This is a genomic window from Halovulum dunhuangense (assembly GCF_013093415.1).
GTDB classification, from domain to species: Bacteria; Pseudomonadota; Alphaproteobacteria; order Rhodobacterales; family Rhodobacteraceae; genus Halovulum; species Halovulum dunhuangense.
Genome location: NZ_JABFBC010000001.1, coordinates 697,967 through 719,866 on the forward strand (window position 1 = coordinate 697,967; position 21,900 = coordinate 719,866).

General features: G+C 67.0%; 18 protein-coding genes. 5 read left to right on the forward strand and 13 right to left on the reverse strand.

Translation table 11 applies throughout. The annotated features are described in order from the left end of the window. Positions 1-88: 88 nt before the first annotated feature. From HMH01_RS03405 to HMH01_RS03415, 3 genes are all read right to left on the reverse strand, one after another. Positions 89-1,966, reverse strand: a complete 1,878-nt coding sequence (locus HMH01_RS03405) for a heavy metal translocating P-type ATPase (RefSeq protein WP_171322500.1) — start codon at positions 1,964-1,966, stop codon at positions 89-91. A gap of 159 nt (positions 1,967-2,125) precedes the next feature. Further along, the gene (gene gghA / locus HMH01_RS03410) at positions 2,126-4,504 is read right to left on the reverse strand and encodes a glucosylglycerol hydrolase (protein ID WP_171322501.1); all 2,379 of its coding nucleotides are present in this window, start codon (positions 4,502-4,504) and stop codon (positions 2,126-2,128) included. 95 nt (positions 4,505-4,599) lie between these two features. Beyond that, positions 4,600-5,496, reverse strand: coding sequence for a UTP--glucose-1-phosphate uridylyltransferase (locus HMH01_RS03415; protein WP_171322503.1), 897 nt, complete (start codon positions 5,494-5,496; stop codon positions 4,600-4,602). Between the two features lie 562 nt (positions 5,497-6,058). Here HMH01_RS03415 and HMH01_RS03420 point away from each other — a divergent pair. Genes HMH01_RS03420 through ggpS form a run of 3 tightly spaced genes read left to right on the forward strand, consistent with a single transcriptional unit; the run spans position 6,059 to position 9,482 of the window. Then, positions 6,059-7,201: an NAD(P)H-dependent glycerol-3-phosphate dehydrogenase gene (locus HMH01_RS03420; RefSeq protein ID WP_171322504.1), complete on the forward strand. Its 1,143-nt coding sequence runs from the start codon at positions 6,059-6,061 to the stop codon at positions 7,199-7,201. Next, a complete protein-coding gene (locus HMH01_RS03425) occupies positions 7,198-7,980 on the forward strand; it encodes an HAD family hydrolase (RefSeq protein ID WP_171322506.1) in 783 nt (260 codons plus the stop codon). Before HMH01_RS03420 ends, HMH01_RS03425 begins: the two co-directional genes overlap by 4 nt. Before the next feature lie 5 nt (positions 7,981-7,985). Further along, positions 7,986-9,482, forward strand: a complete 1,497-nt coding sequence (gene ggpS, locus HMH01_RS03430; RefSeq protein WP_171322508.1) for a glucosylglycerol-phosphate synthase — start codon at positions 7,986-7,988, stop codon at positions 9,480-9,482. A 6-nt stretch (positions 9,483-9,488) separates the two neighbouring features. Here ggpS and HMH01_RS03435 read toward each other — a convergent pair whose 3' ends face one another. From HMH01_RS03435 to HMH01_RS03450, 4 genes are read right to left on the reverse strand one after another with little or no spacing between them, the layout of a single operon-like run. Then, complete coding sequence (locus HMH01_RS03435) at positions 9,489-9,980, reverse strand: ureidoglycolate lyase (protein ID WP_171322510.1); 492 nt, start codon at positions 9,978-9,980, stop codon at positions 9,489-9,491. Then, complete coding sequence (locus HMH01_RS03440; protein WP_171322512.1) at positions 9,977-10,801, reverse strand: bifunctional allantoicase/(S)-ureidoglycine aminohydrolase; 825 nt, start codon at positions 10,799-10,801, stop codon at positions 9,977-9,979. Before HMH01_RS03440 ends, HMH01_RS03435 begins: the two co-directional genes overlap by 4 nt. Then, a complete protein-coding gene (puuE, locus tag HMH01_RS03445) occupies positions 10,798-12,213 on the reverse strand; it encodes an allantoinase PuuE (protein WP_171322514.1) in 1,416 nt (471 codons plus the stop codon). The genes HMH01_RS03440 and puuE overlap by 4 nt, the downstream gene beginning before the upstream one ends. 49 nt (positions 12,214-12,262) lie before the next feature. Further along, positions 12,263-13,681: a uracil-xanthine permease family protein gene (locus tag HMH01_RS03450; RefSeq protein ID WP_171322516.1), complete on the reverse strand. Its 1,419-nt coding sequence runs from the start codon at positions 13,679-13,681 to the stop codon at positions 12,263-12,265. Positions 13,682-13,866: 185 nt separating this feature from the next. Between HMH01_RS03450 and uraH the strand changes: the two genes are divergently transcribed. After that, positions 13,867-14,220, forward strand: a complete 354-nt coding sequence (gene uraH / locus HMH01_RS03455; RefSeq protein ID WP_171322518.1) for a hydroxyisourate hydrolase — start codon at positions 13,867-13,869, stop codon at positions 14,218-14,220. Here the strand turns inward: uraH and HMH01_RS03460 are convergent. Next, positions 14,205-15,137: a LysR family transcriptional regulator gene (locus HMH01_RS03460; protein ID WP_171322520.1), complete on the reverse strand. Its 933-nt coding sequence runs from the start codon at positions 15,135-15,137 to the stop codon at positions 14,205-14,207. The two genes, uraH and HMH01_RS03460, sit on opposite strands and share 16 nt — an antisense overlap. A gap of 100 nt (positions 15,138-15,237) precedes the next feature. On the opposite strand from HMH01_RS03460, the gene HMH01_RS03465 reads away from it, so the two are divergent. Then, the gene (locus HMH01_RS03465) at positions 15,238-16,473 is read left to right on the forward strand and encodes a urate hydroxylase PuuD (protein WP_171322522.1); all 1,236 of its coding nucleotides are present in this window, start codon (positions 15,238-15,240) and stop codon (positions 16,471-16,473) included. Between the two features lie 63 nt (positions 16,474-16,536). Here HMH01_RS03465 and HMH01_RS03470 read toward each other — a convergent pair whose 3' ends face one another. The 5 genes from HMH01_RS03470 to hydA all read right to left on the reverse strand — a co-directional run bounded on the left by HMH01_RS03470 (position 16,537) and on the right by hydA (position 21,856). Beyond that, on the reverse strand, positions 16,537-17,535 hold the full coding sequence (locus HMH01_RS03470; protein ID WP_171322524.1) for an ABC transporter substrate-binding protein: 999 nt from the start codon (positions 17,533-17,535) through the stop codon (positions 16,537-16,539). Positions 17,536-17,555: 20 nt separating this feature from the next. Beyond that, positions 17,556-18,353 (reverse strand): ABC transporter permease, encoded by a 798-nt coding sequence (locus tag HMH01_RS03475; RefSeq protein ID WP_246237338.1) that lies wholly within the window; start codon positions 18,351-18,353, stop codon positions 17,556-17,558. Positions 18,354-18,481: 128 nt separating this feature from the next. Then, positions 18,482-19,396, reverse strand: a complete 915-nt coding sequence (locus HMH01_RS03480; RefSeq protein WP_171322525.1) for an ABC transporter permease — start codon at positions 19,394-19,396, stop codon at positions 18,482-18,484. Between the two features lie 21 nt (positions 19,397-19,417). Beyond that, positions 19,418-20,215 (reverse strand): ABC transporter ATP-binding protein, encoded by a 798-nt coding sequence (locus HMH01_RS03485; RefSeq protein WP_171322527.1) that lies wholly within the window; start codon positions 20,213-20,215, stop codon positions 19,418-19,420. Positions 20,216-20,404: 189 nt separating this feature from the next. Beyond that, complete coding sequence (gene hydA, locus HMH01_RS03490) at positions 20,405-21,856, reverse strand: dihydropyrimidinase (RefSeq protein ID WP_171322530.1); 1,452 nt, start codon at positions 21,854-21,856, stop codon at positions 20,405-20,407. Positions 21,857-21,900 lie beyond the last annotated feature (44 nt).

Sequence of the window (21,900 nt, forward strand, 5' to 3'; positions counted from 1 at the left end):
CCCCCGGGCAGGCGCTGCCCGGATTGCGGGCAGTCGTGGATGCGGCATGATTGCGGTGAAGTCCACGGGCCGGCCCGGTATGGCGCAGTCATGCCGGCTGGCCCTTGGGGCCGGGGAAGGGGGCTGTCTCGGGGGGCGTGATCCTCAGGGCGCGCAGGGCGTTCAGGATTACCGCCACGTCGATGACCTCTTGCAGCACTGCGCCCTGGACCGGGGTCAGGTGGCCGAACGCCGCGGCAATCATGCCCAGAACCGAAAGGCCGATCCCGGCGACGACGCTTTCCAGCGCGATGCGGCGCGCGCGACGGGCGATCACGATGCCCGAGCGCAGGCGGTCGATCCGATCCACCAGCAGCACCACGTCGGCGGCCTCGGCCGATGCGGCGGCGCCGCGCGCACCCATCGCCACGCCGACATCGGCGGCGGCCAGCGCCGGCGCGTCGTTGACCCCGTCGCCCACCATCATCACCGGGCCGTTCTTGCGCTCGGACAGGACCAGCAGCACCTTCTGATCCGGGGCAAGACCGGCCCGCAGACCATCGAGGCCCAGGCCCTCGGCCACGCGTTCCGCCACCTCCGAACGGTCGCCCGTCGCCAGCATGATGCGGCCGATGCCCTCGCCGCGCAGGCTGGAGATCATTGCGCCCGCCTCCTCGCGCAGGGGATCCGCCATGACCAGGTGCCCGGCCAGGTGCCCGTCAACGGCGACCGCTACCAGCACGGAACCGGCGGCCAGCGCCGGGTCTGACCCGGCGGGCAGTCCGACCCGGCGACCCACGAAATCCTCGCCGCCGACGATGACGCGCCGGCCCTCGACGCTTCCGACGACCCCCTCGCCGGGGATTTCCGCAACCTCCGACGGGACCGGCAGCGAAAGGCCACGCGCCCTGGCGGCGGTGACGATCGCCTGCGCCACCGGATGCTTCGATGCCTGGTCGAGCGCCGCGGCAAGGCGCAGGATGTCTTCCTCGCGCCAGCCGTCGCGACTGTCGATGGCCACGATCCGTGGCCGTCCGTCGGTCAGTGTCCCGGTCTTGTCCAGGATCAGCGTCGCGATCCGCGCCATCTTCTCCAGCGGGCCGGCCCCCTTTATCAGCACCCCGAAATGCGCGGCCCTGGACAGGCCCGCGACCAGCGCCACCGGCACGGCAAGGATCAGGGGGCAGGGCGTGGCGACGACCAGCACCGCCACCGCACGGATCGGATCGCCGCTGAACCACCATGCGGACAGCGCGATCACAACGGTTACGGCCAGAAAGCCCAGGGACCAGCGGTCGGCCAGCCGGGACATCGGCGCCTTGGACCGCTGCGCGGTTTCGACCAGCCGCACGATCCCGGCATATGTGCTGTCCCGTGCGATGCGCGTCGCGGTCAGATCAAAGGCCTCGCCGGCATTGGTGGACCCGCTCATCGCATCCGCCCCGCGCTGAAGCCGCTGGGGCAGGGGTTCCCCTGTAAGGGCGGACGTGTCCAGGAACGCGACCCCGGAAGCGATGGAGCCGTCCACCGGCAGCACGTCGCCCTGCCGGATCAGAAGCCTGTCGCCGGGCGCTATCCGGTCGAGCGGAACATCCTCAAGCCCGCCATTCCGGTGGCGGGTCGCGGTCCGTGGCACGCGCGAAAGCAGGTCGTGCATCTCGCGTCTGGCCCGGCCCTCGGCAAATCCCTCGAGAAAGGTGCCGCCCGAATACATCAGCGCGACCACCGCCGCGGCCAGCGTTTCGCCAAAGGCCAGTGCCGCGCTCATCGACAGGGCCGCCACGATGTCGAGCCCGACCTCTCCGCGGCGCAGGCTGCCGATGATTTCCGCCAGAAGCGCGACCAGGACGGGAACCACGCCGGCAAACCAGGCGATCCCGGCCGCCGCGGATCTGCCGCTTGCGTAAAGTGCCAGCCCCGACAGAAGCCCGGCGAGTGCGGCCAGAAGAAGGAACGTCTTCAGGCGGTCGGTCGCTGCATGTTCCATTCGCCCGGCATCCCTTGCCCGGGGCCGTTGTCCGGCCCGGCTGCCGGAGACGCCCTCATGACTCCAGTGCCAGAGAGCGGCACGATCGCGCAAGCCCGGCTGCGGCGCGTGCATGGCGCGGGTGGGCCTGACCTGTCCGCCGGCGGTCCCCGGCCGCCGTCACCGTCCGGGGCTGCGGGTATAAACCAGCCCCATGCTGTCGCGCAGGACGATCGGCCCGCCGACATACTCCTCGCCGATGGGCGGCGCGCGCAGCGCGACTTCCCAGCCGAAGCCCTGAAGGCCCTCGATGGGCAGGGTCAGGGGGTCGAACTCCCCGGTCTCGCCACCTTCCATGTGGGTTATGGTAAAGACCTGCCGTCCGTCCGGCCCGTGCCGAAGCGAGGTGAACACCGTCCGCCCGGCCACCGGTTGAAGATAGTCGAACCGGTCCCGGGGACCGAAATTGCTGCGCAGCCACGGGTTCTCGCGCCGGAAATTGCGCAGCTTCAGCATGAAGGCGGTCTGGCGCGGCTCCAGCGTGGAGATCGAATGCGCGACGTTGCAGTAGTCGTGCATGTCGTCCATCCAGGCCCGCGCCACCTGCTTCAGGGTCGGCACGTCGAGATGCGCCGGCCCCGCAAGCCGCGGCTCCACCTCGTTGAGAAGTTTCGCGATCTGCTCCAGGTCGTATTCGGTGACCTCGACCAGCGCCGGCAGGAATTCGAAGAAACGCGCCAGTTCCTCGCGGGTCTCGAAGCCCAGTTCCTTCAGGCGTCGGAAATTGGCGGGTATGGAATAGCTGTAGGCGTCCACCTGCCATTTCAGGCTGATCGCCTCCTCGGCCACCACCTTCACGCCGTAACGGTCGTCCTGGTTGCGGATGAAGCCCCATCTGGCCCGTGCGGTGGCGTTGAGGAAATCCATCGGCACGCCCGGAAAGGCGGCATAGGTCAGCATCGACACGGCCGGATTGTCATAGGCCTTGTCGAGGATCTCCATCCGCGTCTCGCCCAGGCGGGTGTTGATGTTGAGCTTTGGGTTGACCTGTGTGCCGCGCCGCAGCGTGTCGTGGTTCGCGGTGCCCGAGATCCAGTTCGCCCCGCATTCCAGCATCTCGCGGATTCGCCAGTATTTCGACAGCCAGAAGCCATAGATGAAGGGCGTGTTATGGGCGAATGTCAGCGGCCCCCACTGAAACACGTCGGGGTCCGTCGCGGCCTGGTTGTCGATCACGGCGCGATAGGTCGAGGACAGCTCCCAGTCTTCCTGCGGCCAGGGGCGGCCATCCTCGAAGATGAACCAGGGCCGGAAGCGGGTCCCGGCCACCTCCTGCACGATGTCGGCCATGGCCTGAAGATAGTCGTCGTCATGGCACAGGGTCTGGGTGGCTGGATCCCACCACTTGAAATCCTGTGCCCCGTCCACCCGCACGCCGTCGGCCCCGAAATCGATCTTGCGGCGCTGCATCTCGAGCAGGATCGCCCGCACGGAGGGGTTCCGGTAGTCGAGGTTCTGGCCGTACATGTTCGGCCCGGCGAAATAATGCGCGTTGAGCGCCCGCAGCCCCTGGTTGTCGGAATGGCCGAAGACCACGTCGAGGATCAGCATCTTCGGCTTGCCGGGGAAATTGTGCAGCGTCGCGGCCAGGTCCACCAGCTCGTCCGGGCGCCCCGTTTCCAGCAGGCAGGGATTGACCGTGCCCATGCCCGCGATCACCACGTCATACCCCCAGTTGGTGGTATTGGGCCGGGTCAGCGATACTGTCAGACCGCCATCCCCGTCGGTTTCCTCCCAGAAATCGGGGCCGGTCTCGTAGACGGTCGTCGGCTCGACGGGAAGCAGCTGCACGGCATCGTAGCCCAGGTAAAGCGTATCGCCCTGTTCCAGCGGCAACCCCTGTTCGATCCGGTCGGCGAGGCGCTGGAAATGCCGGGTCAGGCTGGCCAGCGTGCCGCCCGCGGTGGCGGTGGGCACATGGATCTGGAGGATGTTCACCGGGGGGCCGAACTTGTGCGGGGTGCTGCCCCCCAACGCGGCGTAGTAGTCACCGTCGGTGCGCGCAGCCTGCATCGCGTCCAGGTCGTACAGCTCGGCCGGGGCAAAGGCGCCGAAGGGCAGCGACATGGCCAGCGGGTCGAGGATGCGGTGCCAGTCGCCCTCGGCATCGCGCCAGGTCAGGGCGTAGAAGTCGCCCGTGCGGTCCCGCGTGCCGGCAATGGCGCCGCCGAGGACGACGAAGCTGAAGGCCTCGCAGCGGGCGACGGGGACGAGATGCCGCTCGAAGCGGATGTCCTGGTGCGACCGTGTCAGGTCGAGCGGCTCCAGGGGCGCCAGAAGTTCGAGGAAAACGTCGCCCTCGGGCACGCGGTTGTCGAGAAGCTCGGGACACCAGAACCCGAAGCAGGCCGCATCCCCGTCCGGCCGCGCGCCCAGTCGGCGCGCGATGGCCTGCTCTGCCTCGAACCGGCTGCGGGCGGTCGTCAGCCGATCTCGGCACCAGTCGACCAGCGCCTCGGTTGCGGTGTCGTCGCGGGAGATCCGGTCTGCCAGCGCCACGCGTTTCTCCTTCTGCCACCATCCCGGGCAGCGGTCTGCCCGTTCACCGACCGAGGGTAGCGCTATCGGCAAGCCGGGTTCAACCGGCGGTGGCGTCAGGCCGCGACAGTGGCGGGTGCGGTGCCGAGAAACTCGGCCAGCACCTCGGCGTATTCCTCGTCCTGCGAGGCCAGGTGCAGGGTTGCCGCCAGCATTCCGGCCTTGGACCCGCAATCGAAGCGGCGGCCGCTGAAATGGAACCCGGCAAGGCCCAGCCGCTCGATCCCGCGGGCGATGGCGTCGGTCAGCTGGATCTCTCCTCCGGCGCCGGGTGCCTGGGTCGCGAGGGCTTCGAATATGGCTGCGTCTAGGATGTAGCGCCCCACCACCGCGGTGTTCGAAGGCGCCTTCTCCGGCGCCGGCTTCTCGACCATCCCCCGCGCCTGCGAGATACGGCCCGACCTGGCGGTGACATCGAGCACGCCATAGGCGCCGGTCCGGTCCTGCGGCACGTCCATGACCGCGACCATGTGGCCGGCGCGGGCCTCGCCATAGGCCTCGATCATCTCGGACAGGCACCCCTTCGGCCCCAGGATCAGGTCGTCGGGCAGGATCACCGCCACGGGGCCATCCAGCACATGGTCCCGCGCGCAGTTGACGGCGTGGCCGAGGCCCAGCGGTTCATCCTGCATGACGAAGAGAACCTCTGCCTCGTCATCGTCCAGCGCCGCCGCTTCGAGTTCGGCCGCGATCCGCGCCTTGCCGCGGGCGCGCAGCGTGGCGGCAAGGTCCGCATCCGCCCGCACATGGCGTTCGATCGCGCCCTTGCTGGGATGGCTGACGAAGATCATCCGCTCTACCCCTGCGTCCCGCGCCTCGTCGATCGCGTACTGGATCAGGGGCGTGTCGATCACGGGCAGCAGTTCCTTTGGCGTTGCCTTGGTCGCGGGCAGAAACCGCGTCCCAAGACCGGCGACCGGAAAGATGGCGGTTCTGACTGCGGCGGCTGACATGGGAACTCCTCTTGGTGATTATTGTAGCGAATATCGAAACGCAATTGTTGCGGTGCACCCGAAAGGCGCTCCGGGAAACGTAAGCATTGGGCGCCGTCTGTCAACTTTTCCAGGGATGTGGATATCCCTCTGGCCCGGTTGAGAGGCGAAATGAATGCCGCTGAGGTTGGGTTGACCGCGGCATCGAAGCAGAGGAATCCCAGATAAAACTACATAATTTCAGTTATGAAGCATATTACTTCGCACGAAGCGCGGCCTGTGCAGAATTTCAAAGGCTGTGGATATGATATCGAAAACAACGACTTTCGGCCCAATCTGTACATTTGCGCATCAATCTTGCCCCTTATGCCCATGCAGAGTGCATTCCGCGCCTGCGTTGTCGTATTGTTGCTGGATATGGGAGAGTAGCATTGAATTTTGCGGCAGATTGCGTATATCGGGGCTCGGGCGACGTTCCTTGACGGGCCTTGACGGGCTGGCCATCGCCCCCGCGCCCCGTGCGCCAAGGATACTGGCTGAACCCGAAACGCGGACACGGAAAGAACAGCAAGGGACCGTCTTCATGCGGATTGACAACAGGGGCGTCACGCCGGTGCCCGCAAGGGCCGAGCCCTATCGCACCATCACCGTGATCGGCGCCGGGTCCTGGGGCACGGCGCTGGCAGCGGTCGCGCGCCGCGCCGGACGCGAGGTGCGGCTGTGGGGGCGCGACCCCGATGTGATCGATGCGGTCGCCCGGCAGCGCATGAACCCGCGCCACCTGCCCGATATCGCCTTGCCCGAAGGGATCGTTGCGATCTCCGATCTTGCGACGGCGCTCGACGGGACAGAGGCAGTGCTGCTGGTCACCCCGTCCCGGACCGTTCGCGAGATCTGCGCGCAGCTGGCCCCGCACCTGCCGCAGGGGGTGCCCGTCGCGCTCTGTGCCAAGGGGATCGAGGCGGAAACCGGCCTTCTGCTGGGCGAAGTGGCGGGCAGCCTGCTGCCCGGGCACCCTGTCGGCGCGCTTTCCGGCCCTACATTCGCGGCCGAGACGGCGCGCGGCTACCCGACCGCCGTCACCGTGGCGTTCCCCTTCTCCTATGCCGACCGGCTGTCCCCGGTTCAAAGCCCCGCGGCGCGGCTGGCGATTTCGCTCAGTTCCGAGGCGTTCCGGCCCTACGTCTCGGACGATCCGGTGGGAGTCGAGATCGGCGGCGCGGTCAAGAACGTGATTGCCATTGCCTGCGGCATGATGACCGGGGCGGGCTTCGCCGAGAATACCCGCGCTGCCCTGATCGCCCGTGGCATGGACGAGATGAAGACGCTGGCCGCCGCGCTGGGCGGGCGGCGCGAGACGGTCACGGGCCTGTCCGGGGCAGGCGACCTGACGTTGACCTGTTCGTCCCGGACTTCGCGCAACATGTCGCTGGGCGTGCAGCTTGGACAGGGCATTCCGCGCGACCGCTGCTTCGATGGCAGGGATGTCGTGGTCGAGGGCGAGATCAACGCCCGCTCGGTGAACGACCTGGCCGCCCGCGTGGGCGTGGACATGCCGATCTGCGAGGCGGTGTTCCGCGTCCTGACCCAGGGTGCCGATATCGGAGAGACTTTCGCCCGGCTCTGGGCCCGCCCGATCGAGGGAGAGCCCAACATGCTCGACCTGGTTCTGGACCATCCGGCCGACCCGGCCAGCATCCGCGGCTTCGGAGGACATGCAGAATGAACGAGATGAGCGAATTGCAATCCGACCTTTCCACGCGCGACTTCGTGCTGGCGACCGACCTGGACGGCACCTTTCTCGGCGGTTCGGACATCGACCGCCGCAGGCTTTACGACTGGATCGAGGCGCATCGCGCGACCATCGGCCTTGTCTTCGTGACCGGCCGCGATCCGGATTTCATCGTGGAGCTGTGCGAGACGCAGGGCGTGCCCTGGCCCGAATATGTGATCGGCGATGTCGGCACGACCATCGCCCGTGTCCGCCGCGAAGCGCGACGGCTGGACCCCATCGCAGCGCTGGAGGCGGATATCGCCCGGCGCTGGGGCGACAGCGGGGCGCGGGTTCGCGAAGCGCTTGACGCGCATCCAGGGCTGACGCTTCAGCCGACCGCGTTTCGCTACCGGGTCAGCTACGATCTTGACCCAGATGCCTTTGACGGCAGCGCGGCCGACAAGGTGGCGGCGCTGGGGCTGGATCACCTGATCTCGGACAACCGATACTTCGACGTGTTGCCGAAGGGCGTCAGCAAGGGGCCGTCGCTGCGCCGGCTGGTCGCCCATCTGGGGCTGGACGAGGGGCGGGTGCTGGCCGCGGGCGACACGCTGAACGATCATTCGATGCTGGCCTCGGGCCTCAGGGCCGTCGCCGTGGGCGGGTCCGAGCCCGCGCTGCTGGAACGGCTGGAAGAGGCGGACCACATCCACCGGGCCGAAGCCATTGGTGCTGCCGGCATCCTCGAGGCCGTGGCCGCCTTCGGCCTTCACCCAACACCGAAAGGATGAATGCCATGCCTTCCGATCTGGTCATCGTCTATCACCGCCAGCCCTATGAGGAAGTGGAGGTGGACGGCAAAATCGAGTACCGCGAGAACAAGAGCCCGAACGGCATCGTGCCGACGCTGAAAAGCTTTTTCGGCCGGGTGGACAAGGGTGCCTGGGTCGCCTGGAAGTTGGCCGAGGATACTTCGAACCCGGATTTCGACCGGGTGGTGGAGATCGAGGACAGCTACGGCGAATACACCGTCTCGCGGCTGCCGCTGACTGAGGAGCAGGTCAGGAGCTTCTACCACGTCACCTCGAAAGAGGCGTTCTGGCCGATCCTTCACAGCTTCAAGGACAAGTACAATTACGACCCCGTGGACTGGCCCACCTTCCGCGAGGTGAACTGGGCCTTCGCCGAGGCGGCCGCGGCCGAGGCGGCGCAGGGTGCCGCGGTCTGGGTGCATGACTACAACCTGTGGCTGGTGCCGGGCTATCTGCGCAAGATGCGGCCCGACCTGAAGATCAGCTTCTTCCACCACACGCCCTTCCCGGCGGCGGACATCTTCAACGTGCTGCCCTGGCGGCACGAGATCGTCGAAAGCCTGCTGGCCTGCGACGTGGTGGGCTTTCACATCCCGCGCTATGCCAACAATTTCGTGTCGGTCGCACGCAGCCTGTTCGACGTGGAGGTGACCCGGCGCGAGCGCGTGACCGACGATTTCGTCAGCCCGGGCACCGCGCTGAGCGAGCGCACGACACCGACGGAACTGGCCTATGACGGGCGCAAGGTCGCGGTGAGCGCGTCGCCCGTCGGCGTCGATGTCGATTTCATCCTGGCCCGTGCCGGGACCGAGGCCACGGCGCAGAAGGCCGATGCCGTGCGCACCGAGAAGGGCGACGCGCAGCTGATCCTGTCCGTCTCGCGCACCGACTACACCAAGGGCGGGGTCGAGCAGCTTCTGACCTATGAGCGGCTGCTCCAGCGGCGCCCCGAGTTGCGCGGCAAGGTGCGGCTGATGCATGTGTCGGTCAGCGCGAACCGCAACATGGCCGCCTATGGCGAGGTCCAGTCCGAGATCGAGCAGATCGCCGGGCGGATCAACGGCACCTTCGGTTCGTTCGAATGGCAGCCGGTGGCGCTGATCTCCAGCGCGATCCCGTTCGAGGATCTGATCGGCTACTATCAGGCGGCGGACGTGGCCTGGATCACCCCGCTGGCCGACGGCATGAACCTGGTGGCCAAGGAATTCGTCGCCGCGCGGACCGATGGCGACGGGGTGCTGGTGCTGTCGGAATTCGCCGGCGCGGCGGTCGAGATGTCGGCCTCGGTGCTGGTCAACCCGTTCTCGAACCGCGCCATGGACCGCGCTATCGACACGGCCCTGTCGATGGGGCGCAAGGAACGGCAGGAGCGCATGGCGCTTCTGCGCGACGTGGTGAAGCGCTACGACATCGGCCATTGGGGGGCCGAGCAGATGGCGCTTCTGGGCATCCCCGGCCCGGTTCCCGCCGCGGCGGAGTGAGGCGCTTCAGCCCTCGATCACGGTGAAGGGCCGGTCGAACCAGTGTTCTTCCAGGTTGGGGCCAGGTCCGATCCGGTCGATCACGGCGAACAGCCCCGGCGCATGAAGCGGCGTCAGCACGCCATGCCAGGTGCCACGCAGGAAGTTCACCGCCTGTCCCGGATCGGTCACGAACGCGCGGGGCCTGCCGGGCCTGCCGCCCGCGTCCGGGGCAACGATCACGAGGAACGGTTGCAGGCTCATGGGCACGAAGCATTGCGCGCCGTCGGGGTGCCGTTCCACCATGTCGAGCATGTAGGGCAGGGCGCGGGGCGTCGCATCGAAGATGCTGACCCCGGCACGCCCGTCGGCGCCGAACTCCAGCCGCGCGCGATCGTGGAAGCGACCGCAAAGCCCCTGGTTGATGATCCTGTCGGGGTGGCCTGACGCCTCGAGCACGTCGCCGAAAGGGGCGAAGGCGGCGGCGGTCAGGGGTTCGGTCCGGATCTCGTGGCTCATGCGCGCAACCGCAGCTTGGGGTGGCGGTTCACGTCCTTGTAGAGCAGGTAACGGAACGGCCCCGGCCCGGCTGCGACGCAGGCCTGCGGGCAGAAGGCGCGCAGCCACATGAAATCGCCGGCCTCCACCTCGACCCAGTCGCCGTTCAGGCGATAGACCGCCTTGCCCTGCAGCACATAAAGTCCGTGCTCCATCACATGCGTTTCGGCAAAGGGGATGTTCCCGCCCGGCGCCAGGGTCACGATGTTCACATGCATGTCGTGGCGCAGGTCCGAGGGATCGACGAAGCGCGTCGTGGCCCAGGCGCCGTCGGTGTCGGGCATGGGGATCGGCGCGACCTTCGTCTCGTCCGCGAAAAAGGGCTCGGGCTTCTCGATGCCGGGGGCAGGCTCCCACGCCTTGCGCACCCAGTGAAAGGTGGCGGGCGCGTCGCCGTGGTTCCACACCTCGTAGCCCGTTCCGGCCGGGACATAGGCATAGCCGCCCGGACCCAGGGCCCGCGTCTCGCCGCCAAGGGTCACGGTCAGGGTGCCGCCCACGACGAAGATGACCGCCTGCGCCCCGGGGTCCACCTCCGGATTGCTGCTGCCGCCGCCCGGGGCCACCTCCATGATCGTCTGGGAAAACGTCTCGGCAAAGCCCGACAGGGGGCGCGCGATGATCCAGCCGCGGGTCTTTTCCCAGCCGGGGAAGCAGCTGGTGACGATGTCGCGCAGCACGCCCTTGGGGATCACCGCATAGGCGGTGGTAAGGATGGCGCGGTCGGTCATAACGTCGGTCTGCGGCGGCAGGCCCGCGACGGGCAGGGCATAGGTCGTCATGGCAGCATGTCCTTCAGGCGAAGAAGTGCGATCCGTTCCACCTGTCGGCAGGCCTCGGTGAATTCGGCGTCCCGGTCGTTGGCGATCCGCCGCTCGAATGCGGCAAGGATCGAGGGCTTGTCGTGGTCCTTCACCGCGATGATGAAGGGAAAGCCGAAGCGCGCGGTATAGGCCTCGTTCAACTCGGTGAAGCGCGCGCGCTCCTCGTCGGTCAGCGCATCCAGGCCAGCGGAGGCCTGCTCGGCCGTCGACTCCTTCGTCAACCGCTTCGCCGCCGCCAGTTTCCCGGCCAGATCCGGATGCGCCTTCAGCACCTGAAGCCGCCGGTCATCGGGGGCAGAGCGGAACACCCGGGCAAGCGCGTTGTGCAACCCGACGGCGGTATCATGCGCGGCGCCCAGTTCCAGCCCGTGCGCGCCTTCGGCGATCCAGGGCGAATGTTCGAACACGCCGCCGAACTGCGCGACGAAGGCTTCGGCATCCATTTCCGACGGGCGGGTCAGCGCGCCGGGCGGATGGACCCTCGCCCAGTGCTCGGCGATGTCGATGCGGCGGGCGAACCATACGCCGTCATGCCGGCGGGCATAGTCGAGGAAACGCTTCAGCGCCTGGATGCGTCCGGGCCGGCCGATCAGGCGGCAATGCAGCCCGATCGACAGCATCTTGGCCTGTCCGTGCTGTCCTTCGTCGTAAAGCGCGTCGAAGCTGTCTTTGAGGTACTCGTAGAACTGCGCGCCCGCGTTGAACCCCTGCGGTGTTGCGAAGCGCATGTCGTTCGCATCGAGCGTGTAGGGCACGATCAGCTGGTCCCGCTCGCCATGCCTGTGCCAGTAGGGCAGGTCGTCCGCGTAGCTGTCGGCAACATAGGCGAAGCCGCCTTCCTCGGCGGCCAGATCGACGGTGTTCACCGAACAGCGCCCCGTGTACCAGCCGCGCGGCCGCTCGCCCACCACCTCGGCATGAAGGCGGATCGCCTCGTGCATGTGGGCGCGCTCGTCCTCCGGCGAGTAGTCCTTGTAGTCGATCCATTTCAGCCCGTGGCTGGCGATCTCCCAGCCGGCATCCTTCATCGCGGCCACCTGCTCGGGCGAGCGGGCGAGTGCTGTCGCAACGCCGTAGACGGTGACAGGTATGTTCATGCGGGTGAACAGGCGGTGAAGCCGCCAGAAGCCTGCCCGCGCGCCGTATTCATAGATCGATTCCATGTTCCAGTGGCGCTGGCCCGGCCAGGGGGCCGCCCCCACGATCTCGGACAGGAACGCCTCGGAGGCCGCGTCGCCGTGCAGGACGCAGTTCTCGCCGCCTTCCTCGTAGTTGACGACGATCTGGACCGCGATGCGCGCGCCCCCGGGCCATTTCGGGTCCGGAGGCGTCGCGCCGTGGCCGATCATGTCGCGGGGGTATCTGTCCATCTCTTGCTCCGGTCGCTGTGGCCCGGCGCGGGGCCGGGCCAGGTTTCTCTCAATGTCCGTGCCGCTGGCTGGCGGCGCCCTGGCCCGCAAGCCCGCCGGCGATGTCCTCGGTCGCCTCGGCGCGCAACTCGTGGGGCAGGATCAGGTTCAGCACGATCGCGATGCCCGCGGCCGGCAGCAGGCCGGAGGTCAGCAGCACCTTGATATTGCCCTCCAGGTGCTGCAAGGCCGCCGGTTCCAGTTGCAGCCCCAGCCCGACCGACAGCGCGATGGCGAAGATGACCATGTTGCGGCGGTTCCAGTTCACGTCCGCCAGCATCGACACGCCGGCCGCGCAGACCATCCCGAACATGACGATCACGCCGCCGCCCAGCACCTGGATCGGCACCGTGGAGATCAGCGCCCCGACCTTGGGCATCAGCCCCGCCACGATCAGGAAGATCGCGCCGAAGGTGACGACATGGCGGCTCATCACGCCGGTCATGGCGATCAGGCCGACATTCTGGCTGAAGGATGTATTGGGCAGGGCGCCGAACATGCCCGCTGCGGCCGAGCCCAGGCCGTCTGCGAAGGTGGCGCCGGAGATTTCCTTCTCCGTCGCCTCGCGCCCGGCGCCGCCCTTGGTGATGCCCGACACGTCACCCACCGTCTCGACCGCCGAGACGAAGGCCATGAGGCAGAAGCCAACAACCGCTGCCAGGCTGAACTCGAAGCCGAAATGGAACGGGTCGGGCAGCGCGAAGGTTGCGGCGCGGCCGACATTGTCGAAGCTGACCATGCCCATGGCAAAGGCCACGGCATAGCCTGCCAGAAGCCCGATCAGGACCGCCGCGACCGACGCCATGCCGCGGGCGAAGAACTTGAAGCCCAGCGTCACCACGATCACCACCAGCGCGACGCTCCAGTTCTGCAGGCTGCCATATTCCGGCGTTCCGATCGCGGGAACGCCCCCTGCCGCATACTGGATGCCGGTGCGCACCAGCGCCAGCCCGATCATCAGCACCACGAGCCCGGTGACCAGCGGCGGCAGGGCAAAGCGGATCCGGCCGATGAAGAAGCCCAGACAGGCATGGAACAGCCCGCCAACCATCACGCCCCCCATCAGGATCGGCATGGCCTCGACGCCCTTGCCGGCGACGATCGGGATCATGATCGGGATGAAGGCGAAGCTGGTGCCCTGCACGATGGGCAGGCGCGCGCCCACCGGGCCGAAGCCGATGCACTGAAAAAGCGTGGCGATGCCCGCGAAGAACATCGACATCTGGATCATGTAGACCAGTTCCGGAAAATCCGGCGAGCCCGAGCCGAAACCGAAGCCGGCCGCCCCGGCGACGATGATCGCGGGCGTCACGTTAGAGACGAACATCGCCAGCACATGCTGGATGCCGAGCGGGATCGCCTTTGCGAGCGGTGGCAGATAATTCGGATCGCGCATCTGCGCGGGCGTTCCGATCGAGCTGTCGGTCATCGTTCTCTCCCTGGATGGACCCGGTCTTGGTGCCGGTAGGCTCTTGCAGTTTGATGCAATTCTCTCATACATCAGAAGAATGACCTGCATTATGCGCAAAATATTGAAGGTTTTTCGCCTGTACCCGTGATTTCCCGATGCGCCGGGTGCAGGCATTGTGACAGCGAAGCAGAAGGAAGAGGGAAATGGCCGGATACCTGACGACCCATGTTCTGGACACGGCGCTGGGCTGCCCGGCGGCCGGACTGACGATCGAGCTTTACCGGATCGAGGGAGAGGCGCGCCACGCGATCGCCCGCGCGGTCACAAATGCGGACGGGCGCACGGACCAGCCGATCCTGGGGCAGGCGGATTTCGCGACCGGCACCTACGAGCTGGTGTTCCATGCCGGCGCATATCTCGACCGGACCGGGGCACCCGGCGGCAAGCCCCGGTTCCTCGACGTGGTGCCGATCCGCTTCGGCATGGCCGAGGACGACCACTACCATGTGCCGCTGCTGCTTTCGCCCTTCGGCTTCAGCACCTATCGCGGCAGCTGAGCGGCGGCTTCCGCGCGGCGCACATCCTCGGACAGGCGCTCGGCCATGAAGGCGATGAAAAGCCGGGATTTCGGATCCTGGTAGCGGCGGTGCGTGTAGAGCACGGCCAGCCGCGCGGGCTGGGGCGGCGTGGCGGCGGCAACCGGGACCAGCCGGCCGCTTGCCAGATGTTCCGCGATCTCGAAGACCGGCTTCAGCACGATCCCCTCGCCCGCCAGCGCCCAGCCGGTCAGCACCTCGCCATCATCAGACGCGAAGGGGCCATCCACCGCCATCCGGCGCGGGCCGTCGGTGGTTTCCAGCGTCCACTGGAATTCCGGCGCCCCGGGAAAGCGCAGCAGCAGGCAGTCGTGCCGTTCTGCCACCAGCGCATCGCCATCGGCTGGCATGCCCCGCCGGGCGACATAGGTGGGGCTTGCGGCCAGCACCCTGCGGCAATCGGCGATAACGCGCATCTTCAGGGTCGAGTCCTCGGGCTGGCCCAGCACGAAGGCCAGGTCCAGCGCCTCGGCGGTCACGTCCACCTTGCGGTCCGACAGGCGCATGCGGACGTTGATTTCCGGGTACTGGGCGCGAAAGGCCGGCACCTGCGGCGCGATGAACCGCCTTCCCACGCTGAACGGCGCCGAGACGTATAGCGATCCGCGCGGGTTCTGGGTGACGTCCGTCACCGCCGACTCCGCGTCCTCGATCGCCTCGAGGATGCGCTTGGCGCCCTCGTAGAACAGCCGGCCCTGTTCCGTCGCTGTCAGGCTGCGCGTGGTGCGCTGGAACAGCCGCACGCCCAGATGCGCCTCGAGCGCGCCGACCCGGGCCGAAGCCACCGCCGCCGATACCCGCTGGTCGCGCGCCGCCGCCGACATCGAGCCCAGCTCGTAGACGCGGGCGAACATGCGGACATTGTCGACATAGGCCATGGACGATTGTCTATCGTAATTTGAAGCTCATTCCGATTATCTGCAAATACACGAAAGCCACCCATGCGGCTAGTCTGGCCGCAGCATCAAGGGGAGCGTCATGCTGGAACTAGCCATCATCGAAGCCTGGGCCGAATTCGCCGTGCGCTGGCTGCACGTCATCACGGGCATCGCCTGGATCGGGTCGTCCTTCTATTTCATCGCCCTCGACCTGGGCCTGCGAAAGGCGGCCGACATGCCCAAGGGCGTGCATGGCGAGGAGTGGCAGGTCCATGGTGGCGGCTTCTACCATATCGAGAAGTACCTGGTGGCCCCCGACCGGCTGCCCGAGCACCTGATCTGGTTCAAATGGGAAAGCTACGCGACCTGGCTGTCGGGCTTCGCGACGCTGGTGCTGGTCTACTACCTTGGAGCGGAACTCTACCTGATCGACCCCAACGTGCTCGACATCACGGCGATGCAGGGGGTCGCGATTTCCGTCGCGTCGATCGCCTTCGGCTGGATCGTGTACGATTTCCTCTGCAAGAGCCGTATAGGCGAGGACAGCACCCTGCTGATGATCCTGCTCTTCGGTGTCCTCGTGTTCATGGCCTGGGGCTACACGCAGGTCTTTTCGGGCCGGGCGGCGCTGCTGCATCTGGGGGCGTTCACGGCGACGATCATGTCGGCCAACGTCTTCATGATCATCATTCCCAACCAGAAGATCGTGGTCGCGGACCTCAAGGCCGGGCGCACGCCGGACCCGAAATACGGCAAGATCGCCAAGCAGCGCAGCACGCACAACAACTACCTGACGCTGCCCGTCATCTTCCTGATGCTGTCGAACCACTACCCGCTTGCCTTCGCCACGGAATACAACTGGGCGATCGCGAGCCTCGTGTTCCTGATGGGCGTCACCATCCGGCACTATTTCAACACCCGCCATGCCGGAAAGGGCGACCCGCACTGGACCTGGGCGGTGACGACGGTGATCTTCATCCTGATCATGTGGCTGTCGACCGCGCCGATGCGCGGCACGGACTGGGATGAAACGGTGAAGCTTACCCCGACGCAGGAGCGCTTCGCCGCTGCCGCCGATTTCGCCGAGGTGGAAAGCATCGTGGTCGGGCGCTGTTCCATGTGCCACGCGGCCGAACCCGGCTGGGATGGCATCCACTGGCCGCCCAAGGGCGTCCGGCTTGATACCGCCGGGCATATCGCGGCCCAGGCCGAGGCGATCTATCTTCAATCCGGGGTCAGCCATGCGATGCCGCCCGGCAACCTGTCCTACATGGAACCCGAGGAACGCGCCGCCATCGTGCGCTGGTTCCGCGGCGTGACCGAAGGCAGGGGCTGAGCGCGTCGCCCACGAAAAAAGGCCCCGCTGATGCGGGGCCTTTCTCGTGCCGAACGGTCAGGCTTACTGAAGCGCCTGGTCGGAGATCATGTGGGTCCAAGCGCCCTCGGGCTCCGTCGTGATCGCCGGGTTCTCCTCGGAGACGGCCGACAGCAGCGTCGCCACCGTCTGCTCGTAGTCGGCCGGGTCCAGCGCCCCGTTCGAACCGGCGGTCAGCTTGGCCACCTCGGACATCATGTAGGTCTGGTGCGCCAGCGTCTGCGCCCCGGTGGTGTCGTTGTCCACCACGATCTGCGCGGCTTCCTCGGGGTTCTCCGCGGCGTATTTCCAGCCCTTCATCGAGGCACGGACAAAGCGCACCATCTTGTCGGCAAAGGCCGGATCCTCGAGGCTGTCCTCGAGAACGTAGAGCCCGTCCTCCAGCATCCCGATGCCCTGTTCGAGATAGTTGAAGTTCACCAGATCATCGGCGGTGTAGCCCGCATCCAGCACCTGGCCGTACTCGTTGTAGGTCATGGTCGAGATGCAGTCCGCCTGGCCCTGCAGCAGCGGATCGACGTTGAAGGCCTGCTTGAGCACCGTCACGCCGTTGTCGTCCGCGCCGTCGGTTTCCAGCCCCAGCTTCGCCATCCAGGCGTAGAAGGGATACTCGTTGCCGAAGAACCAGACGCCCAGCGTGCGGCCGGCGAAATCCTCGGGCGTCTCGACGCCGGTCTCCTTCAGGCAGGTCAGCTGCAGGCCGCCGGTCTTGAAGGGCTGGGCGATGTTCACCAGCGGCACGCCCCTCTCGCGCGCGGCAAGGCCCGCGGCCATCCAGGTGGTGATGACATCGGCGCCACCCCCGGCGATCACCTGCTCGGGCGCGATGTCCGGGCCGCCCGGCTTGATCGTCACCTCGAGGTTTTCCTCCTCGTAGAAGCCCTTGTCCTTGGCGACGTAGTAGCCCGCAAACTGGGCCTGCGTGACCCATTTCAGTTGCAGCGTCACGGCGTCCTGCGCCCATGCCGCCCCGCCCGCAAACACCATCGCGCCGGCCAGCGTCGATGCGATAAGTCGTTTCATCTGTCTCTCCATGTTGAACTTCACCCCCGCCTTTGCGACGGGTGCCAGAAGGTGGCCGCTCTCTCGAGGAGCGTTATCACCCCGTAGAACGCGGAGCCCGCAAGGGCTGCCACGACGATCTCGGCCCACACCATGTCGAGGTTCAGGCGCCCCACCTCGGTGGAGATCCGGAACCCCATCCCCCTGATGGGCGAGCCGAAGAATTCCGCCACGATAGCGCCGATCAGCGCCAAGGTGGTGCAGATTTTGAGCCCGTTGAATATGAAGGGCGCTGCGGCCGGAAGGCGCAGCTTGGTCATCGACTGGCCATAGCTGGCGGCATAGGTGCGCATGAGGTCGCGCTGCATGGCGCCGGCCGCCGCCAGTCCCTGCACGGTGTTCACCAGCATCGGGAAGAAGCACATGACCGCCACGACCGCCGCCTTGGACTGCCAGTCGAAGCCGAACCACATCACCAGGATGGGGGCGATGCCGATGATCGGCATGGCGGCAAGGAAGTTGCCCACCTGCAAGAGCCCGCGCTGCAGGAACGGCACCCGGTCAGAGAACAGCGCCAGCAGGAAGCCCGCGCCGCAGCCGATGATGTAGCCCGACAGCGCCCCCTTGAGGAAGGTCTGGGAAAAGTCCTCCCACAGGGTCGCGTGGCTGGCCACCATCCGAACGGCTATCGCGCTGACCGGGGGCAGGATGACGCTCGGCACGCCGAAGCCGCGGGTGCCCACTTCCCACAGCAAGAGGATCGCGGCGCCCAGCACCAGCGGCGGCAGCACGCCCGCGCGGCGACCCGACGAGACGAGCGACACCACCAGCGCCATCATGGCGATGCAGGCCAGGACCGCCACACCGAAGGCCGCGCTGCCGGGCAGGTCCTGGCCCAGCATCAGAAGCGACAGGACGCTCAGCAGCACCGCGCCGATCGCGGTGGGCACGGGGCCGGAATAGCCGGTCATCGCGCGAACCCCATGCGTTTCAGCGCGAACGCCTGGATCAGCCCGACCGCGCCCACAAGGATCGCGGCCAGGATCGCCGCGCCGAACAGTGCCGACCAGATCTGCACGGTCTGCCCGTAGTAGCTGCCGGCCAGCAGCCGCGCGCCCAGCCCTGCGACGGCCCCGGTCGGCAACTCGCCCACGATCGCGCCCACCAGCGACGCTGCAATGCCGATCTTGAGCGACGGAAACAGGAAGGGCGCCGCCGCCGGCAGCCGCAGCTTCCAGAAGGTCTGCGCCGCGCTGGCGTTATAGGTCTTGAGCAGGTCCATCTGCATCGCGTCCGGGCTGCGCAGCCCCTTCACCATGCCCACCACGACCGGGAAGAAGCTGAGATAGGCAGAGATGATCGCCTTGGGCACCAGCCCGGTGATGCCCACCGAGTTCATCACCACGATGATCATGGGCGCGAGTGCCAGGATCGGGATCGTCTGCGAGGCGATCACCCATGGCATGATCGAGGCGTCGATCACCCGCACATGCACGATGGCGACCGCCAGCAGCACGCCAAGCGCCGTGCCGAACAGGAAGCCCGCCACGGTTCCGGTCAGCGTGACGCCCGCATGATAGACAAGGCTGCGGTTCGAGGTGACGGCCTCGCCCGCGGTGGTCGCCCAAAGCTCTGCCACGACCTGCTGCGGTCCGGGAAGGCGGGGCTTTTCCTGCACATAGGTGCCGGGGATCAGGTGCGGGTTGGTGAACACCAGCGCGACGGCGCTTGCGCGGCGCAGCCCGCCTTCGGGGATCGACACCTCGACCCCGGCGCGGCTGGCCATGTTGGCCTCCCACTTGATGTTCATGAAGGGGACGGCGGCCAGCCAGATGGCCATGATGCCGCCGACGACGATCAGGACCGATTGCATCGTGCGCATCAGCGTTGCCCCCCGATCCGCTCAGACATCGTCGCCATGCCCCGCGCGCAGACCCTCGCGGACCCGGTGCGCGATCTCTATGAATTCGGGCGTGTCGCGGATATCGAGCGGGCGCTCGCGCGGCAGGGTGCTTTCGATCACGTCGGTGATCCGGCCCGGGCGGGGGCTCATCACCACGATCCTGGTGGAAAGATACACAGCCTCGGGGATCGAATGGGTGACGAAGCCGATGGTCTTGCCGGTCCGGCCCCACAACTCCAGAAGCTGCTCGTTCAGGTGGTCGCGCACGATCTCGTCCAGCGCGCCGAAGGGCTCGTCCATCAGCAGGATATCGGCATCGAAGGCCAGCGCCCGTGCGATCGAGGCGCGCTGCTGCATGCCCCCCGACAGCTGCCAGGGGAATTTCTTCTCGAAACCCGACAGCTCGACCATTTCCAGGGTGCGGCGCACGCGCTCGGCCTGCTCGGCCTTGGAATAGCCCATGATCTCGAGCGGCAGGCGGATATTGCCGCCTATGGTACGCCATGGGTAAAGCCCCGCCGCCTGGAAGACATAGCCATAGGCGCGGGACCGGCGCGCCTGTTCCGGGCTTACGCCGTTCACGGTGATCGTTCCGGCGGTGGGCTTTTCCAGGTCCGCCATCACCCGCAGGAAGGTGGTCTTGCCGCAGCCCGACGGCCCGATGAAGGACACGAACTCGCCCTTGCCGATGGTCAGGGTCACGTCCTTGAGCGCATGGACCGGGCCATCCGATGTCTGGAAGGTCAGGCTCAGGTTGCGCGCCTCGATGACGCTTGCGCTTGGGGACTGCTCGTTCATTCCCGCCTCATGCTGGGGGTGGACGTCCGCGCGTGCCTGCGAACGCATCATCGACCTGTCTTCTGCCTGCCCACTTTGCTGGCGCCGGCTGGCTTCTGCCCTTTCTTGCCGCAAGACCGCGCGCCGGGCAACTGGCGCCCGGGCACTGATTGTCCCGGCGCGCCAGCTTCAGCTTCTCCCATGCGCGCCTCAGACCCCGCTCGCGGGGATGCCGCTGCGCTCGACCTTGCGCGGCGCGGTCAGCTCCTTCCAGGTGGACAGCGCCTTGTTCACCGCGCCGCTCGGCTCGCGGGCGACGAACTGGCCGTGGCCCTCTTCGGTGCGCACCTCGCCGTCGTGGATCGCGACCTTGCCCCGGGTCAGGGTGAAGCGCGGCAGGCCGGTCACTTCCTTGCCCTCGAAGACGTTGTAGTCGATCGCCGATTGCTGGGTCGCGGCCGTGATCGTCTTCGACTTCTTCGGATCCCAGACAACGATATCGGCATCGGCCCCGACCAGGATCGCGCCCTTTCTCGGATACATGTTCAGGATCTTGGCGCTGTTGGTCGAGGTCGCGGCGACGAACTCGTTCATCGTCAGGCGACCGGTGTTGACGCCGTGCGTCCAGAGCATCGGCATCCGATCCTCGAGCCCGCCGGTGCCGTTGGGGATCCTGGTGAAATCGCCCAGGCCGTAGCGCTTCTGTTCCGTGGTAAAGGCGCAGTGATCGGTGGCCACGACCGACAGGGAGCCCGAGGCGAGCCCGGCCCACAGGCTGTCCTGGTGCTTGCGGTCCCGGAACGGGGGCGACATCACCCGGCGCGCGGCGTGGTCCCAGTCGGGGTGGCGGTATTCGCTGTCATCGAGCGTCAGGTGCTGGATCAGCGGCTCGCCCCAGACGCGGCGGCCAAGGCTGCGCGCCCGGCGGATCGCCTCGTGCGCATCCTCGGAGGAGACGTGCACGACGTAAAGCGGCACGCCCGCCATGTCGGCGATCATGATGGCGCGGTTGGTGGCCTCGCCCTCGACTTCAGCCGGGCGCGAATAGGCATGCGCCTCGGGGCCGTTGTTGCCTTCGGCCAGAAGCTTCGCCTGCAACTCGGCGACCACGTCGCCATTCTCGGCATGGACCAGCGGGATCGCCCCGATCTCGGCGCAGCGGCGGAAGGCGGCGAACATCTCGTCGTCGTTCACCATAAGCGCGCCCTTGTAGGCCATGAAATGCTTGAAGGTGTTGATGCCGCGCGCGACAACCCTGGGCATCTCGTCGAAGACCTGTTCGCCCCACCAGGTGACCGCCATGTGGAAGGAATAGTCGCAATTGGCGCGGGTGGACTTGTTGTCCCACATCTTCAGCGCGTCGAGCAGCCCCTGCCCGGGCGAGGGCAGGGCGAAATCCACAACCATGGTGGTACCCCCCGCCAGCGCCGCGCGGGTGCCGGATTCAAAGTCGTCCGAGGAATAGGTGCCCATGAAGGGCATCTCCAGGTGGGTGTGCGGATCGATGCCGCCCGGCATGACGTAGCAGCCGGTCGCGTCGAGCGTCTCGTCGCCCTTCAGGTCGGGCCCGATCGCGGTGATGCGGCCCCCCTCGACCAGGACATCGGCCTTGTAGGTCAGATCGGCCGTCACGATAGTGCCGTTCTTGATGACTGTGGTCATCTGCGCCTCCTCGCTGGTTTTCTTGTTGTCCACGCGTCCCGGGC